Consider the following 17,398-nt stretch of genomic DNA (forward strand, 5'->3'; position numbering starts at 1 on the left):
GGGAAGAATTGCAGTGACACAGCGGACTGCTTTGGAACAATGTTTAAACATTGTTTTATCGGACGACAAATGCACAGCCTACCTTGAATTTTCCAAAGAGGAAGAAGGCTTTGCCTGCACGATCGATGAACTTGAACAATTTGTGGCGAACAAGGGCATCAAACAAGGTGTATCGCGAGAGGCATTATTACTTTTTGTGAGCAACCCTGAAACCTACTTGAAAGATAAATACAAGATTGCAGAGGGTGTCGCTCCCATTCAAGGAACAGATGGCTTCATCAAGGTTCTGGTTGGAATGGACGATACGAATGAACGACGACCATTGGAATCGGAAGATGGAACCGTCGATTACAAAGAAGTGACCCGGTTAAACAATGTCCGTAGTGGTCAGATCATTGCAGAGCGGATCGCTCCTAGCGATGGCATACCAGGCAGGGCAGTAACAGGTGAGGAAATTCCTTATCGTCCGGGAAAAGAAGCTCGGTTTAAAGTTGGGAAAAACGTTGTGATTAACCCGGATGGTTCTGCGATGTATGCTGCACTGGATGGGCTGGTTACCAAAACGGACGGTAACAAACTGAATGTGTTTCCGGTCTATGAAGTCAATGGTGACGTTGACTACAATAACGGTAATATCGACTTTGTAGGCACAGTTGTCATACGAGGCAATGTACTTACCGGATTTAAAGTAAAAGCAGCAGGTGACATTCGTGTTGTCGGAGGTGTCGAAGGAGCTGAACTGGAAGCAGGCGGCTCAATCGAAATTACCGGTGGTATTATTGGTTATAACAAAGGACTGGTACAAGCAGGCCATAATGTTAAATGTACTTTCATTCAAGAAGGTAACGTAGATGCCGGTGAAGATGTTCTGGTTTCCCAAAGTATTATGCATTCCAATATTCGTGCTGGCCATGGTGTCATCTGTGCGGGCACCAAAGGTCTAATCGTAGGTGGCTCCATCCAGGCTGGTCAGAACGTCTCAGCGCGTGTTGTAGGCAACAGCATGTCCACGGTCACTTCCATTGAAGTTGGTGTGCTACCAAAGCTACGTAACGAACTCAATGATTTGCGCAAGGAAGTCAGAGAGCAGATGGATTCCTTGGATAAAACGAAGAAAGCTTTGACGTTGCTGGATCAATTAGCTGCCGCTGGACAACTCACTCCAGATAAGATGTCGATGCGAATCAAGCTGAATGCTACGCAGAAATCTGCTCTTCGTATAAGTGAAGAAACGAAAACGCGTATCTTTGAAATTGAAAAGGCACTTGAAGATACAAGTAAGGCTCGTGTTGATATTCTGAAGATGATTTATGGAGGCTCTAAAATAGTTATCGGCAGATACACGAAATTTATTAAAGATCCAGTGAGTCGAATTTCATTTTATTATCACGATGGTGATATTACGATGGTTCCATACGTTTAAGTACAGCATTCAGGCACAGGAAGAAATCCATTCGAAACCGTGAGGTGAGCGTATGAGTTTCAAAGCAGTGGAGTTGCAGATTGCGGTACCACGAACAAGTGAAGCGGGACGTTATCAAAGTGAAGCCCAGCAGCGACCGATTACGGATCAGAATCTTTTGGCAGAGCAAACATCGAAAGAAGCAAATGAAGCAAGGCAACGAAGTGAAGCAATGGACGAAACTTCACAGACTTCGGTGCGTGATGGTCATAACCATGATGGGGATCAGCAGAGTGGTTCCGATGGACAGGAGTCTGCTCAGGCTCAAGAAACTGTCAAACCTGCAGAGCACCCGTACAAGGGAAAACACATAGATCTGTCTTTATAATAAATGGTTGTTATGGATATGGAATCTTGCGCACCGATGGTTGAATCAGAAGGAGAGAACCCAATTTGTCACCATGGATCATTATTGTCATATTAGGGGCCTGCGCCATCGCCTATGCTTGTATTATGCCTCGGAAAAACAAGGCGCAAGAGCCTGGGCATCAACTGGTGCAGGAGATGGAATCTACGCTTGAACACTACATGACCGAGATCGAAAATGATAATGATGCTCTTATTCAACGTGTAGCTGAAATGAAGGGAGAAGCGACAGCAGCCGATCAACGTATGCAATTGCAACTTCAGGAATTACAGCAGCGGTTGGATCAGCTGGAACAGAGCAAAAAGAACGAACCTGTCGCTGCACCTGTTCCACACTCCGGTAATGTATCCGTACCATTTTCCGAAGGTTTGCAAGCACAAGCGCTCGTGAAAAGTGTACAAGCAGAGGCGGCCCAGCAGGCGTTAGAAGCAGACGAACAGACCAGTGAAGTCGAATCTTTGCCTGGGAGTGAGTCGATTAAAGATCGATATGCAGAACTCTTTAATCTACATGCTGAGGGTAAGTCGATGGATGCCATATCCAAGCAGACAGGCATTCAGCGTGGTGAGGTACAGTTAATACTGCAACTGGCAGAACGGGAGGAAAGCTAAGTCATGGACAAGCGATCCTTATGGATTGGTATAGGGAGCGGCTTGATTATTGGTGCGGTTTTGCTACAACTGGCCACAGTTGGACAAAATGCATTATCGGATAGTAATCTGGACCCTGAGCAGACCGCCAATATGACCAAAGAACAGCTTGAAACAGTCGCAAAAAGCCTGGATATGAAGGTGGTTGGTTCTGAAGAGGGATTGTTCACAGAAGCTGAGTGGGTAGAGAAGAAAAAGCAAGAAAGCAGTGAGTTGCAAGGGGAAACAGCAACACCGCCGGAGACAGTAACCTCTACGGAAACACCCGCAGAGCCTGAGAAGCCACAAGAGCCTGCTGCAAGTGAAGGTGAAGGGCAAAAAGAGATAACTGAGCCGAAGACAACAGAACCTGTAACGCCGAGCAATCCGAAAGGCGCAACAGTATCATTCAAGGTACGCTCAGGCAATAGTCTGGCGATCGTTGCAGCAAACCTAAAAACCGCGGGAATCGTAGATGATGCTCAAGCGTTCATCAAGGCTGGCAAAGCTGAGCGAATCAATACGAAAATCCAAGTGGGTACCTATGCGCTTGAAAAAGGCGAAAGTTTCAAATCCATTATCGCAAAAATTACGAAAGAACCGTCAAACTGAGCATGCTCGGACAGGACGGTTTTTGCGTATTAAACGGTGCATTTTCAAAGCTTGATAATAATTAGCGCCTGAGTTACATATCAAGTTTAAAATGATTCGATACTAGCAAAAAACGAAAAGTAGATTTTAGCTTTAAAGACTGTTGCATCGGACAGTCAATTATGCTATATTAGATAACGGTGTTAAAACACACGCATGTGCTAATTTTGTTGAGGGTGCTTTCCTTATGGAGAGTCTTGGCGAAAAATGATGCCGGCGGAGGACACAATAAAAACCATATTAGGAGGTGTGTGAAGATGGCAGTAATCTCCATGAAGCAGCTTCTCGAAGCTGGGGTACACTTCGGTCACCAGACTCGTCGTTGGAACCCAAAAATGGATCGTTATATCTTCACTGAAAGAAACGGAATTTATATCATCGACTTGCAAAAGACGGTGAAGAAAGTCGAAGAGGCTTACAACTTCGTTAAAGGAATCGCAGGAGAGAATGGTAAAATTCTTTTCGTGGGTACTAAGAAACAAGCTCAAGATTCCGTTAAAGAAGAAGCTGAACGTGCTGGTCAATTCTACATTAACCAACGCTGGCTTGGCGGTACCCTGACTAACTTCCAAACAATTCAAAAACGTATTGATCGTTTGAAACAGTTGGAAGCTTGGGAAGAAGACGGTACATTCGCTGTATTGCCTAAAAAAGAAGTTATCTTGCTTCGCAAAGAAAAAGATCGTCTGGAGAAATTCTTGGGCGGTATTAAAAATATGAAAGGCCTGCCAAGCGCCCTGTTCATCATCGATCCACGCAAAGAGCGTATCGCTGTTGCGGAAGCTCGCAAATTGGGTATCCCAATTGTAGGTATCGTTGATACTAACTGCGATCCGGACGAGATCGATTATGTTATCCCAGGTAATGACGACGCGATCCGCGCTGTTAAATTGCTGACAGGTAAAATGGCTGATGCAGTAATCGAAGCTAACCAAGGCGAAGAAACTTCCGCTTAATAGATTCGAACATATGTTATAAACTAAATGAAAAGGGTGGTTGGCAGGTGGATAACCTCTCACTGCCCTTTTTTTAGAGTGTACGTACAATACTTAATGTTGGAGGGAATTTATAATGGCAGTTAATGCGAGTGCGGTAAAAGAACTTCGCGAAAGAACGGGCGCTGGTATGCTCGATTGTAAAAAAGCACTGGAAGAAGCAAATGGTGATGTAACAAAAGCAGCTGAATTGTTGCGTGAGAAAGGTCTCTCTGCAGCAGCAAGCAAAGCAGGCCGTGCAGCCACTGAAGGCGTTGTAGAATCTTACATCCACGCTGGTGGACGCATTGGTGTCTTGGTTGAAGTTAACTGTGAAACTGACTTCGTTGGTAAAACGGATCAATTTAAGGATTTCGTTAAAGATGTAGCTATGCAAATCGCTGCAGCTAATCCTAAATTCGTTACACGCGAAGAAGTTCCTGCAGATGAGCTGGAAAAAGAAAAAGAAATCCTGAAAGCTCAAGCTCTTAATGAAGGCAAACCAGAGAAAATCATTGAAAAAATGGTTGAAGGCCGTATCGGTAAATACTACGAAGAGTACTGCCTGCTGGAACAAACTTTCGTAAAAGATCCAGACAAAACGATTTCTCAATTGTTGAACGAAAAAATCAGCCAAATTGGTGAAAACATCTCCATCCGTCGTTTCGTTCGTTACGAACTGGGTGAAGGTCTTGAGAAAAAAGTAGACAACTTCGTAGAAGAAGTAATGTCCCAAGTAAACAAATAAGACGGTTTCTATAAACCGGCGAGCAAAATTGATTTTCGAAGATATAAGAATGATGAAACTTCGAAGCGTAAACTCCCTTATATCTCAGAAAAACAGTGCCTTACCGGTTAAACGTTTTTCCTAAAAGAGCGGAACACAACTGTGTTCCTTTCTTTTTAAGCAGGAGGCCATGCGCGAGAAGTTTTGTTGGTTGAACACCAAGCGTGTTCAATTCAAAGTGGAGGGTGAATAATTGGAACAGCCAGTATTTAAACGTGTAGTCTTAAAGGTCAGCGGAGAGTCTCTTTCCGGTCAAAACGGCTACGGTATTGATGCAGATACGATCTCGTCGATTGCCCAACAGGTAAAAGAGGTTGTTGCACTTGGTGTACAGGTTGCTATTGTTTGTGGCGGCGGAAACATCTGGCGTGGAATTGCCGGTAGCGAAAAAGGCATCGATCGTGCAACTGCCGATTATATGGGTATGCTGGCGACAGTGATGAACTCGCTGGCACTGCAGGATGCTTTGGAACAGATTGAAGTGCCTACGCGTGTACAGACATCTATTGCAATGCAACAGATTGCAGAGCCTTATATTCGTCGTAGAGCTATTCGCCATCTGGAGAAAGGCCGGGTCGTTATTTTTGCAGCAGGTACAGGTAACCCGTTCTTTTCCACGGATACAACAGCAGCACTGCGCGCAGCGGAGATTGAAGCAGAAGTTATCTTGATGGCCAAAAATAAAGTTGATGGTGTATACTCAGCAGATCCGTTTAAGGACAGTACAGCTGTGAAATTTGATCAGTTGACTTACATGGATATTCTTAACAAAGACCTTGGTGTAATGGATTCAACGGCATCCTCGCTTTGTAAGGACAACAACATCCCGTTGATCGTATTTGCCATTACGGAACAAGGTAACATCAAACGTGTTGTTCTGGGCGAACGTATCGGAACAATCGTTAAAGGGAGTGTAGATTAATGCCACAAGCGGTTAAACAACATGCCGAAGAGCGTATGGAAAAAGCAATTCAAGCATTGCGTCGTGACCTGGCTACTTTGCGTGCAGGCCGTGCAACTCCAGCTCTTCTGGACCGAATCCAGGTAGAGTATTATGGAGCAATGACGCCATTGAATCAACTCGCTAATATCAGTACTCCGGATTCCCGTACACTGATGATTCAGCCTTGGGACAAATCCTCCATGGGTGACATCGAGCGTGCCATCATGAAATCGGATCTGGGTCTTACTCCAGCCAATGATGGTAGCATGATCCGTTTGTCTATTCCGGCATTGACGGAAGAACGTAGAGCGGAACTTGTTAAGCTGACGAAGAAATTCGGTGAAGAAGGTAAAGTAGCGATTCGTAACATTCGCCGTGATGCGAATGATGACATCAAGAAAATGGAAAAGTCAGATATTTCCGAGGATGAATCCCGGAGACATCAAGATGATATCCAAAAATCGACCGACAAGTTTATTGCTGAAGTCGATAAGGTACTCGCTGCCAAAGAAAAAGAAATCATGGAAGTGTAAGACAAGCGCAGCCCCTCCAATACGGTGGGGTTTTGTCTCTTTTTCCAAGCTTCAGATAAAGAAACTTCAGGGATTTTGGAGGAACAGGAATGATCAAACGGGTTCGGTCGTGGTGGAATGGGGCTGACAAGCAGGAAACGCTGACTATATCCGAGGACAATATCCCGCAGCACGTCGCCATCATCATGGACGGCAATGGACGATGGGCCAAACGTTTGGGACTCCCGCGTATAGCGGGGCACCAAAATGGCATGAAGGCGGTCAAACGTGCGACCATCGCGGCGGATGAACTGGGCATCAAATATCTGACGATGTACGCTTTTTCGACAGAAAACTGGACGCGTCCAAAAGAAGAAGTGGATTTTCTGATGCGACTTCCGCAAGAATTTCTAGCCATAGAGCTGGATGAACTTATAGAAAAAAATGTGCGCATTCGCATGATGGGTCAAGAGGAACATTTACCTTCTCATACCATTAATGCCTTGCGGGAAGCCATTCGTCTTACGGAACATAATACAGGTCTCGTTTTGAACTTTGCAATGAACTATGGAAGTCGTCGTGAAATGACGGACTGTGTTAAACAGATCGCTCTGCAGGTGAAATCGGGGGAACTATCGGCAGAGGACATAACACCTGAACTCATTGATAGACATATGCTGACGGTTGACATGCCCGATCCGGATCTGCTGATCCGGACGAGCGGAGAGTTGAGATTAAGCAACTTTATGCTCTGGCAGCTTGCATATAGTGAATTATGGTTTACGGATATATACTGGCCCGAATTTGGCAAAAAGCATTTGCTTGAAGCAGTAGCCGAATATCAGCGCAGAACAAGGCGTTACGGCGGTTTGAAATAGATGGAGGATGAAGCCGTTGAAACAGCGATTAACGACAGGAATCATAGCAGGTGTGTTGTTTTTAGGTTTTTGCATGCTGGGCGGACCCTGGTACCATGGTTTGGTATTGCTTATGGCTCTCATCGGTTATTATGAATATGTTAAAATGACCGGGGTGATGCCTTTTTCAGGTGTGGCCCTGATTGGATATGCTGGTGTTTTTGCCATTGTGTTTCCTTGGGAAATGCTTTGGGAGGCAAGACCGTTATCCTTATTTCAGGTCATCTGGATAGTAATGCTTGTGCTGATGACAGCTTCGGTTGTCACCAAAAATAAGCTTCCCGTGAATACAGTGGCGATGCTTTTCCTCGGCGTGTTGTATATAGGGATCGGTTTCTATTACATTGCAGAATCCAGACATCTGCATCATGGATTGTTCTGGACGTTCCTGTTGCTGGGTTCCATATGGGCCAGTGATGCAGGAGCTTATTTTGTAGGGAAACTCATTGGTAAAAACAAACTGTGGCCTTCCATCAGTCCAAACAAAACCGTGGAGGGTGCACTGGGTGGCATCGTGATTGCAATTGTTACTTCTGTTATTTTTGCATTAGTATCAGATGGTTTGCTTTCCTGGCAGAGAGCGATTGTGATCGGAATTGCCTGTGCAGTTGTAGGTCAGATGGGTGACTTGATCCAGTCTGCATACAAACGTGTATATAATATCAAGGATTCAGGCAGTCTTCTCCCAGGGCATGGAGGCATTCTTGATCGGTGCGACAGCTGGATTGTTGTTTTTCCATTCGTACATATACTAATGCTATTGCCCTACTAAAGAAGAACATGAGTCTGAGATAACAGCATTGTTCGTTGTAGGCATTGATAATTAAAGATGAGGTGCAGCATGAAAAAAATTGCGATTCTCGGGTCAACCGGTTCCATTGGAACCCAGACACTGGATGTAGTTGACATGCATCCAGAACTCTTTCAAGTGGAGGGACTGGCTGCCGGAGGCAATACAGACCTGCTGATCGAACAAACCAAACGTTACCGGCCGAAGAAAGTATCGGTGGGGTCCAAAGAATTGGCGGAGAAGGTAGCTCCACATTTGCCGGCAGGAACGCAACTGTTTTATGGCACTGAGGGACTCGTAGAAGTTGCGGCAGGAACCGATGCGCATACGGTTGTTACAGCGGTGGTGGGGAGTGTTGGATTGGAGTCAACGCTTGCTGCCATAGACGCAGGCAAACAGATCGGGCTGGCCAACAAGGAGACATTGGTTACGGCGGGGCATATTGTTACTACAAGAGCGGCTGCCAAAGGAATCTCTTTGCTACCCATCGATAGTGAGCACTCTGCGATATACCAATGCTTGAATGGTGAAAACAGAGAACGCTTGGCAGGCATTACGCTCACCGCATCAGGCGGATCATTCCGGGATCTTACACGTGAACAGTTGAAGAGCGTGACTATTGAGGATGCGCTTAAACATCCGAATTGGTCAATGGGGTCCAAAATTACGATAGACTCGGCAACGATGGTTAACAAGGGTCTCGAGGTCATTGAAGCACATTGGTTATTTGGTCTTCGATATGATCAGATTAATGTATTGCTTCACCCAGAGAGTGTTATTCATTCCTATGTGGAATTTGATGACACCAGCATCATCGCACAACTGGGGAATCCGGACATGCGAGTTCCCATTCAATATGCACTGACTTACCCTGACCGCTTGCCATCACCAGCACAGCGTCTGTCTCTTGCTCAAGCTGGAAAATTACATTTCCGTGAGATGGATATGGAACGGTTTCCGTGTTTAAGAATGGCGTATGAGTGTGGTAAAATGGGAGGAACCGCAACAACGGCGTTTAATGCAGCCAACGAGGTTGCTGTAGCCCGTTTCTTGCGTAAAGAGATTTCATTCCTTAAAATAGAAGATATTATTGCTTCTGTGCTGGAAGCACACCACAATGTGGACGAGCCTGATCTGCAGGAGATCGCGCGTTGTGATCAGGAGAGCCGTAAGCTTGCGGCCAGTCTGTAATCTCTTTTTTCATAACAAATTGGAAGAAGTGATTCTCTTGTGCGGCATCAGAGAATAATGATAATCTAGAGGGACAGACTGCGGTATGTGCCGTGAAGGAGGATGGATAGGGATTGGAAACCATACAAGTGGTATTTCTAACGGTGCTCATGTTCTTTGTCATCGTGACGGTTCATGAATGGGGGCATTATTATTTTGCCAAACGCGCCGGTATTCTTGTACGGGAGTTTGCGATCGGTTTTGGTCCCAAATTGTTCTCATATAAAAGAAACGAGACCCAGTTTACATTGCGTTTGTTGCCTTTTGGTGGATATGCACGAATGGCAGGGGAAGATCCGGAACTGGTAGAGATCCAGGAAGGACAGACCATCGCGGTAAGATCAGCGGATGACCAGGTGAAGATGATCTATCTGGATCAGTTGGATAACCGTAAAAATGTAATACGTGGTGAAGTCATCTCCATTGATATGGAGAACGCCCTGAAGCTTCAACTGGATGTAGATGGTGAGATTCAGGCGTATCGTATTCATCCTCAAGCAATGTTGGTAAGTCGTGGTAAACAAACGCAGATTGCACCGAAAGATCGTCAATTCGGCAGCAAAACCGTTGGACAGCGTGCATTAGCTATTTTTGCGGGCCCACTCATGAACTTTATCTTGGCCTTTGTGTTGTTTGCTGTATATGCGCAGATGGCAGGAGTTCCGGTGGAAAATCCAAAAAATCTTCAAATTGGTGAAGTGCTTGAAGGTGGGGCAGCCGATCAGGCGAACCTGCAAAAGGGCGATATTATCGAAACCATCAATGGTACTGCAATTGGTACGGATTCACAAAAAATGGTGTCGATGATTGCCGATTCCAAAGACAAGCCGATGGAATGGACGCTGCGCCGGGGTTCGGATACGTTTAATATAACGATTACTCCACGTGCTGTAGAAGGACAAGAGGGCGGTAAAGTGGGAATCGTACCTACGCTACCAACCCGATCTGTTGGATTTGTAGAGACATTTAAAGTCTCTGGCGTGGCCATGGTTGATACAACCAAGATAATATTTGAAGGTTTCAAACATCTGATCAATCAATTCAACATGGATGATATTGGTGGCCCAGTTCGTACATTTGAAGTGACAGGGCAAATTGCTAAACAAGGGATTGAGCAGTTAACGAGATGGGCAGCGATTTTGAGTCTATATCTTGGGATATTTAACTTGCTACCAATACCTGCACTGGACGGCAGCCGTCTGGTATTTTTGGGAATTGAAGCGCTGCGCGGCAGACCTGTTGATCCCAATCGCGAAGGCATGGTGCATTTTATCGGATTTGCGATGTTGTTTGTGTTGATGCTGGCAGTAACTTACAATGATATATTACGTTTAATTAACGGATAATTACGGTTGGACTACGCTCTGGAGATTCAGAGATAGTCGTTATGGGAGGACGCTGGAGTCTTATGTCAAAGGAAAATGATAAACAGTTCGTGACTGAAATCACACCACAGGGTGAGGATTTCTCACGCTGGTACATTGATGTTATCAAAAAAGCTGATCTCATGGACTATGCACCCGTACGCGGTTGTATTGTGTTCAAACCAGACGGCTTTGAAATCTGGGAACATATTAAGGATGAGTTGGATCGTCGTTTCCGGGAAACGGGTCATCGCAATGCGTACTTCCCGATGTTCATTCCTGAGAGCTTCTTTCAAAAGGAAAAAGAGCACGTGGAAGGTTTTAACCCTGAATTACCATGGGTTACTGAAGCTGGCGGAGAGAAGCTGGAAGAACGTCTGGCAATCCGTCCTACATCCGAAACGATTATCGGTCACATGTATTCAAAGTGGATTCAGTCTTATCGGGATCTTCCGGTACTGATCAACCAGTGGGCTAACGTAGTTCGTTGGGAAAAAAGAACGTTGCCGTTCCTTCGCACAAGTGAGTTCCTGTGGCAGGAAGGTCATACAGCGCATGAGACGGAAGAAGAAGCACGTGAAGAAACGATGAAAATGCTTGAAATTTATCGTGAAGTGGTTGAGGAATACTTGGCTATTCCTGTAATTGTGGGTCAGAAAACCAAATCCGAGAAGTTTGCGGGTGCGGTGGATACGTACTCGATCGAAGCCATGATGAAGGATGGACGTGCTGTACAAGCAGGTACATCTCACTATATGGGGACGAACTTTGCAAAAGCATTTGAAATCCAGTATCTTAGCCGCAATAATGTGCTGGAGCTGGCTTACACTACTTCATGGGGAGTAAGCACACGTTTGATCGGTGCATTAATTATGGTTCACGGAGATGACCGTGGTCTCGTACTTCCTCCTAAAGTGGCACCAACACAAGTGGTCATGATTCCAATTGGACCTCCGAAAACGCGTGATGCTGTTGTTGGGCGTGCAGATGAGTTGTTCACTGAGTTGAAAAAAGCTGGAGTCCGTGTGAAAATGGATGATCGCAGTGATGTTCGCCCAGGTTGGAAATTCAATGAATACGAGATGCGCGGTGTTCCGATTCGTCTGGAGATTGGTCCACGTGATATGGAAAATGGCGTTTGTGTACTCGTATCACGGATCACAGGTGAGAAGAAAGTGGTAGAACAAGCGAACCTGGTAGAGGAAATCCAGGCTATGCTGACACAGATCCAGGTAGATATGTTAGAGCGTGCTCGCACATTTATGTCGGATAACTTCTACTCCGTGGATACACTCGATGAGATGAAAGAACTGATGGAAAATAAACGCGGGTTTACACTGGCTGGATGGTGCGGTTCAGAAGCTTGCGAAGATAAAGTAAGAGAAGTTACAGGTGCAACAAGCCGTAACATTCCGTTCCAGCCTGCGGAAGAAAAGCATACGTGCCTGGCTTGTGGTGAACAGGCAGAACACACGGTTGTGTTTGCAAGAGCATACTAAGTCAGGATCACTTGACGAAAAGCACTTATTCACCGTTTAAGTAATGAATGGAGAGCTTCTGTCGGATAAAATGAGTCGGTGCGAGTTCGGATCGGTGACATTTTTGAATGCAGGGGCTTTTCATGCTTTAAGGGGGTACAAGGAGGAACACGATGAGCGGATTCGAGGAGAAGAGAAAACGGTTTGAGTTGCTGATGAAACAGGCAGAGCTTCCGGCTGGTCTGTTAGAGCCCTATTTTTTGGATGGATGGATTGAACAAGTAGAGACCAATCGAAGTAATCGGGAATGGAATATTCTGATTGCGAAGGATACGTTGGTACCAGCTCCAATCTATCGCACATTTTGCCTGCATATTCAAGAGAAGATGAATCATATCGCCAAAATTTCATTTGGCTTCAAATACACGGATCAAGTACAAAATGGTGATATCGTCAGTGAATATTGGAATCTGTTTCTGGAGTGGGTTACCCGTGAGATTCCATCTGTAAATGGTTGGATGAACCGGACAACCTTTGAATGTGAAGAGGATCTTCTACAACTGACAATGAGTGATGCAACGTCAATGGAGTTGGCTCGTAAGAAACAGATTGATCAGGCTATTACAAAATTCTATGATAAGTACTTTCATTTACCTCTTCGCATCAAGATGCAAGTGGGTGAAGTGGGAAGTAATAAAGAGGCCATGGAACAGTTCCAGGCCCAAAAACGTGTAGAGGAACTTGAGGTCATCGAGAAGATGATGAGTGAAGTGGACACAGAAATCCCGGTGGATGAGGAGCAGGGTGATCTGCGTTTGCAAATGGGTTACGATATTAAGGAGCCACCAGTACCCATGCAGGAAATCCAGGATGAAGAGAAAAAGGTCACGCTTCAAGGTTCTGTATTTGGTCTGGATCGCAAAGAATTGCGAAACGGAAATACGTTGTTTACCTTCTACCTGACCGACTTCACGGACTCCATGCAAATGAAGATGTTTGCCAAAACAAAAGAGGATGTTAAAATTCTCAGTTTGCTGGCTAACGGTAAATGGGTGAAAGTGCGTGGCCGTGTAGAGTATGACCGGTTTATGCAGATTCCTGAACTCGCCATGATCCCTTCAGATCTGATAGAAGTCAAAGCACCGCCGTCTCGCAAGGATAATGCACCAGAGAAACGGGTAGAGTTCCATTTGCATTCTACAATGAGCACGATGGATGCTGTAACTTCGATCGACAAATACGTGAAAATGGCAGCGGAGTGGGGACACAAGGCGATTGCTGTCAGTGATCATGGTGGGGTGCAGGTATATCCTGAGGCTTCCAAGGCTGCCAAGAAAAATGGGATTAAAATGATCTACGGCCTTGAGGCCAATGTCGTGAATGACTCTGTTGCCGTTGTAATGGCTCCTCAGCCATTGGATCTCCAAACAGCAACATACATCGTATTTGATATCGAGACCACAGGTTTGTCGGTAACACAGAACAAAATCATTGAGATTGCAGCAGTGAAGATGCAAGATGGTAAGGAAATCGATCGGTTTGCAACATTTGTGAATCCGCATGAACGCATTCCCTACAACATTCAGCAGTTGACCAATATTAATGATGACATGGTAAAAGACGCACCTGAGCTGGAGCCTGTTATCCGTGACTTTGTGCAGTTTGCTGGTGATGGTGTGCTTGTTGCGCATAATGCACGTTTTGACATGGGCTTTATCCAGGCTTCCCTGAAGCAAATTGGATTGCCAGAGCTTCCTAACCCGGTCCTTGATACATTGGAACTGGCGCGATTGTTATTTCCCAAAAATAAGAACCACCGTCTGAATACGATGGCGGATAAATATAAGGTTGGACTCGAAAGTCATCACCGTGCCATAGATGATACGGTTGCACTCGCGGGTATACTGATCGGATTATTAAATGATGCTGCTCAGATGAAAGGTTTAACAAGGCTTGATCGCTTGAATGATTATGTAGGTGTCGACTTGTCGAATACAAGACCTTTCCATTGTGGAATCTATGCATTGAATGATGTCGGCAAGAAAAATCTATATAAGCTGGTATCTCTCTCTCATACGGAACATTTCAAGCGGGTACCGTGCATTCCCAAATCGAAACTGATTAATTTGCGTGAAGGTCTTGTTATTATTTCGGGCTGTGAAAAAGGGGAATTTTTCGAAGCGGTGCTTAACAAATCGCTCGAAGAAGCAGAAGAGATCGCTGAGTTCTATGACATACTGGAGATCCAACCGCTTACCATGTATATGCATTTGGTGGATAAAGGGTTGGTGGCTACGCCCGAAGAAATCAAAACAGCGATCCGTAAAGTTATCGATATAGGTGCAAAACTGAATAAACCGGTCATAGCCACAGGTAACGTGCACTATTTGGAACCACGTGACAAGTTATATCGGGATATCACCATTCACGGAATTACAGGATTTAGTCCACTGAAAGATCAGCGTAAACCGGATGCACATTTTAGAACGACAGAGGAAATGCTGGAAGAGTTCCAGTTCCTGGGCCAAGATAAAGCTTACGAAGTCGTTGTTACAAATACGGTGGAGCTGTCTGATCGATTTGAGGAAATTAAGTTATTCCCGGACAAACTGTTTACTCCGATTCTGGAAGGTGCAGACGAAGAGATCCGTAATACCTGCTATGAAACTGCCAAGTCCATCTATGGCGAGGAGTTACCGGAAGTAATCGTGGCACGATTAGAGAAAGAACTCATTCCAATTATTAAATACGGTTTTTCTGCCAACTATCTGATCTCGGAGCGCTTGGTTAAAAAATCGAATCAGGATGGTTACCTCGTAGGTTCACGGGGATCAGTAGGCTCCTCTGTTGTTGCTACATTCCTGGGGATATCCGAGGTTAATCCACTACCTGCTCATTATATTTGTGTGAATTCGGAATGCAAACACAGCGAGTGGTTCCTGGACGGCAGTGTACGGAGTGGATTTGACCTTCCAGAGAAAGAGTGTCCGGATTGTGGTGGCACACTTAAAGGAGAAGGCCAGGATATTCCGTTTGAGACCTTCCTTGGATTTAAAGGAGATAAAGTTCCCGATATTGACTTGAATTTCTCTGGTGATTATCAGCCTCATGCCCATAACTATACGAAAGTACTCTTTAGTGAGAAGAGTGTTTTCCGTGCGGGGACCATTGGTACGGTGGCTGAGAAAACAGCATTTGGTTTTGCCAAGAAATATGAGGAAGAACATCACAAGAAATGGCGCGGAGCTGAATTGAATCGTTTGGCTTCGGGATGTACTGGGGTGAAACGGAGTACTGGACAGCACCCCGGCGGTATTGTCGTGGTACCTGATTATATCGAGGTGGAAGACGTTACACCTGTTCAGTTCCCAGCTGACGACGTTAATGCGGAGTGGAAAACCACACACTTTGATTATCATGCTTTTGAAGAAAACTTGCTGAAACTTGATATTCTGGGGCATGATGATCCAACTATGATGCGGATGTTGCAGGATTTGACAGGGGTCGATCCAACGAGCATTCCGATGAATGATCCCAAAGTCATGAGCATGTTTAACTCAACCGACGCTCTGGGTGTTACACCGGAACAGATTAGGTCGCCAGTCGCGACGTTTGGCGTACCAGAGATGGGAACGAAGTTTGTACGTCAGATGCTTGTCGAATCCCAGCCGACGTCTTTTGCCGATTTATTGCAGATTTCCGGACTCTCCCATGGTACAGGGGTATGGCTTGGAAACGCTCAGGATCTGATTAAGAACGGAACGTGTAACATTAAGACGGTAATCGGTTGTCGGGATGATATCATGTTATTCCTGATCTATAAAACGGGAATGGACGCAAGTCTGGCATTTAAGATTACCGAGAGTGTTCGTAAGGGACGGGGCCTGCCGCAGGAATGGATTGACGAGATGAAGAATTGTAAAGTGCCTCAATGGTACATTGATTCATGTCTCAAAATCCAGTACATGTTCCCGAAGGCACACGCGGCCGCTTATGTTATTTCGGCAGTACGTACGGCGTTCTTCAAGCTGTATCATCCGATTGAATATTACGCAACTTACTTTACCGTTCGGGCGGATGAGATTGATATCGAACTGATGTGTCAGGGATATGACGCGATCTATCGCAAAATTACGGAAATTGAGCAATTAGGTTTCCAGGCACCTCCAAAAGAGAAAAACATGTTACCTGTTCTGGAAATGGGTCTGGAAATGGCAGCACGCGGATTCTCGCTGAAATCCATTGACTTATACCGTTCGGAAGCGACAAAGTTCATCGTTGACGGAAAATCACTAATCCCTCCATTTTCGGCGTTGGCAGGAATCGGGGATAATGCTGCTCGCAACATTGCTGCAGCAAGAGATCATGGTGAGTTTCTATCGGTTGAGGACTTCCAGCAGAAGTCGAAAGCAAGTAAGACCATTGTTGAACTCCTGTCCAATATGGGATGTTTCCGTGGCTTGCCAGAGAGCAATCAGCTTTCTCTTTTCTAGGATTGAATTTGGATCTAAACATCGCGATTGCTGGGGGAACGTAATTTTTCCTTCATTAGTAAGTAAACTGCCAGAACCATCGCTTACTTGTCACTATTACCAGACTATGTTATAATTTTTGAAGTGAACGAGATAGTACGAATTTCTAAAGAGTGGGGAAACCCACTCTTTAGTCTTTGGTATACAAGAATCTTGGGTATTGAATAATCTGCCAGTGCTTTTTTGCTGGTGTAACCTAAGTTGGAGGTTATTGGTTTTGAGCACAACGAACATTAAATCTACCGTGGAAGAAATGATCCAACCCTACTTGAACGAACAAGGCTTCGAGCTGGTTGACATCGAATACGTCAAAGAAGGCAGCAACTGGTTTTTACGGGTGTATGTCGACAAAGAGGGTGGCATCGACATCGACGATTGCGTCTTGATCAGCGAAAAGCTGAGCGCCAAGCTGGATGAGAACGATCCGATTCCAACCATCTATTTCCTTGAAGTGTCTTCTCCCGGTGCGGAGCGTCCACTGAAAAAACCTGAGGACGTTACCAAAGCTGTAGGCAAAAATGTTTTTGTTACAACCTACGAGCCGGTGAACGGATTGAAGGAATTTGAAGGCAAGCTGCTTTCCTTTGATGACGAGGAACTCGTGATCGAAGCAGGCAAAAAACAGCATGCCATTTCTTATGATAAGGTTGCCAGTGCGCGCCTAGCTATTTTGTTTTAAGTGCCTTGTTCACTTTATTAATGAAAAAGACACATCTCACGATAACGGCAAGGTGCTCATGAGTTCAGAGCCTTTCGCCGTTT

General features: G+C 45.2%; 15 protein-coding genes. All 15 read left to right on the plus strand.

Annotated elements, in window-relative coordinates:
- Positions 1–13: 13 nt before the first annotated feature.
- Positions 14–1,423 carry a FapA family protein gene (locus NST33_RS11090; protein ID WP_221824169.1) on the plus strand — a complete coding sequence of 470 codons (1,410 nt, stop codon included), beginning with the start codon at positions 14–16 and terminating at the stop codon, positions 1,421–1,423.
- Positions 1,424–1,475: 52 nt separating this feature from the next.
- Complete coding sequence (locus NST33_RS11095) at positions 1,476–1,790, plus strand: hypothetical protein (protein ID WP_076208886.1); 315 nt, start codon at positions 1,476–1,478, stop codon at positions 1,788–1,790.
- 65 nt (positions 1,791–1,855) lie between these two features.
- Positions 1,856–2,440, plus strand: a complete 585-nt coding sequence (locus NST33_RS11100; RefSeq protein ID WP_339307902.1) for a hypothetical protein — start codon at positions 1,856–1,858, stop codon at positions 2,438–2,440.
- A gap of 3 nt (positions 2,441–2,443) precedes the next feature.
- Positions 2,444–3,070, plus strand: coding sequence for a hypothetical protein (locus tag NST33_RS11105; RefSeq protein ID WP_221824165.1), 627 nt, complete (start codon positions 2,444–2,446; stop codon positions 3,068–3,070).
- A gap of 296 nt (positions 3,071–3,366) precedes the next feature.
- The gene (rpsB, locus tag NST33_RS11110; protein WP_017689155.1) at positions 3,367–4,065 is read left to right on the plus strand and encodes a 30S ribosomal protein S2; all 699 of its coding nucleotides are present in this window, start codon (positions 3,367–3,369) and stop codon (positions 4,063–4,065) included.
- 115 nt (positions 4,066–4,180) lie between these two features.
- A complete protein-coding gene (gene tsf, locus NST33_RS11115; protein ID WP_036609326.1) occupies positions 4,181–4,831 on the plus strand; it encodes a translation elongation factor Ts in 651 nt (216 codons plus the stop codon).
- A 232-nt stretch (positions 4,832–5,063) separates the two neighbouring features.
- Positions 5,064–5,792 (plus strand): UMP kinase, encoded by a 729-nt coding sequence (pyrH, locus tag NST33_RS11120; protein ID WP_076208883.1) that lies wholly within the window; start codon positions 5,064–5,066, stop codon positions 5,790–5,792.
- Positions 5,792–6,346 (plus strand): ribosome recycling factor, encoded by a 555-nt coding sequence (gene frr / locus NST33_RS11125; protein ID WP_017689152.1) that lies wholly within the window; start codon positions 5,792–5,794, stop codon positions 6,344–6,346. Before pyrH ends, frr begins: the two co-directional genes overlap by 1 nt.
- Positions 6,347–6,435: 89 nt before the next feature.
- Positions 6,436–7,203, plus strand: a complete 768-nt coding sequence (locus tag NST33_RS11130) for an isoprenyl transferase (RefSeq protein WP_017689151.1) — start codon at positions 6,436–6,438, stop codon at positions 7,201–7,203.
- Positions 7,204–7,219: 16 nt separating this feature from the next.
- Positions 7,220–8,014, plus strand: coding sequence for a phosphatidate cytidylyltransferase (locus NST33_RS11135; RefSeq protein WP_339307905.1), 795 nt, complete (start codon positions 7,220–7,222; stop codon positions 8,012–8,014).
- A gap of 69 nt (positions 8,015–8,083) precedes the next feature.
- Positions 8,084–9,223: a 1-deoxy-D-xylulose-5-phosphate reductoisomerase gene (locus NST33_RS11140; protein ID WP_221824161.1), complete on the plus strand. Its 1,140-nt coding sequence runs from the start codon at positions 8,084–8,086 to the stop codon at positions 9,221–9,223.
- Positions 9,224–9,336: 113 nt separating this feature from the next.
- Complete coding sequence (rseP, locus tag NST33_RS11145) at positions 9,337–10,608, plus strand: RIP metalloprotease RseP (RefSeq protein WP_221824159.1); 1,272 nt, start codon at positions 9,337–9,339, stop codon at positions 10,606–10,608.
- A gap of 62 nt (positions 10,609–10,670) precedes the next feature.
- Positions 10,671–12,125: a proline--tRNA ligase gene (gene proS / locus NST33_RS11150; protein ID WP_091031854.1), complete on the plus strand. Its 1,455-nt coding sequence runs from the start codon at positions 10,671–10,673 to the stop codon at positions 12,123–12,125.
- 152 nt (positions 12,126–12,277) lie between these two features.
- Positions 12,278–16,597, plus strand: coding sequence for a PolC-type DNA polymerase III (locus tag NST33_RS11155; protein ID WP_221824157.1), 4,320 nt, complete (start codon positions 12,278–12,280; stop codon positions 16,595–16,597).
- A gap of 256 nt (positions 16,598–16,853) precedes the next feature.
- The gene (gene rimP, locus NST33_RS11160; protein ID WP_047842499.1) at positions 16,854–17,315 is read left to right on the plus strand and encodes a ribosome maturation factor RimP; all 462 of its coding nucleotides are present in this window, start codon (positions 16,854–16,856) and stop codon (positions 17,313–17,315) included.
- Positions 17,316–17,398 lie beyond the last annotated feature (83 nt).

This window comes from Paenibacillus sp. FSL L8-0435 (assembly GCF_037965655.1).
In the GTDB taxonomy this organism is placed as follows: domain Bacteria; phylum Bacillota; class Bacilli; order Paenibacillales; family Paenibacillaceae; genus Paenibacillus.

What these genes read in the sequence shown, in the direction of transcription:
- NST33_RS11095 (WP_076208886.1), top strand. Translation starts at nt 1,476, where the DNA reads ATGAGTTTCAAAGCAGTGGAGTTGCAGATTGCGGTACCACGAACAAGT.
- NST33_RS11105 (WP_221824165.1), top strand. Translation starts at nt 2,444, where the DNA reads ATGGACAAGCGATCCTTATGGATTGGTATAGGGAGCGGCTTGATTATT.
- rpsB (WP_017689155.1), top strand. Translation starts at nt 3,367, where the DNA reads ATGGCAGTAATCTCCATGAAGCAGCTTCTCGAAGCTGGGGTACACTTC.
- tsf (WP_036609326.1), top strand. Translation starts at nt 4,181, where the DNA reads ATGGCAGTTAATGCGAGTGCGGTAAAAGAACTTCGCGAAAGAACGGGC.
- frr (WP_017689152.1), top strand. Translation starts at nt 5,792, where the DNA reads ATGCCACAAGCGGTTAAACAACATGCCGAAGAGCGTATGGAAAAAGCA.
- NST33_RS11130 (WP_017689151.1), top strand. Translation starts at nt 6,436, where the DNA reads ATGATCAAACGGGTTCGGTCGTGGTGGAATGGGGCTGACAAGCAGGAA.
- NST33_RS11140 (WP_221824161.1), top strand. Translation starts at nt 8,084, where the DNA reads ATGAAAAAAATTGCGATTCTCGGGTCAACCGGTTCCATTGGAACCCAG.
- proS (WP_091031854.1), top strand. Translation starts at nt 10,671, where the DNA reads ATGTCAAAGGAAAATGATAAACAGTTCGTGACTGAAATCACACCACAG.
- NST33_RS11155 (WP_221824157.1), top strand. Translation starts at nt 12,278, where the DNA reads ATGAGCGGATTCGAGGAGAAGAGAAAACGGTTTGAGTTGCTGATGAAA.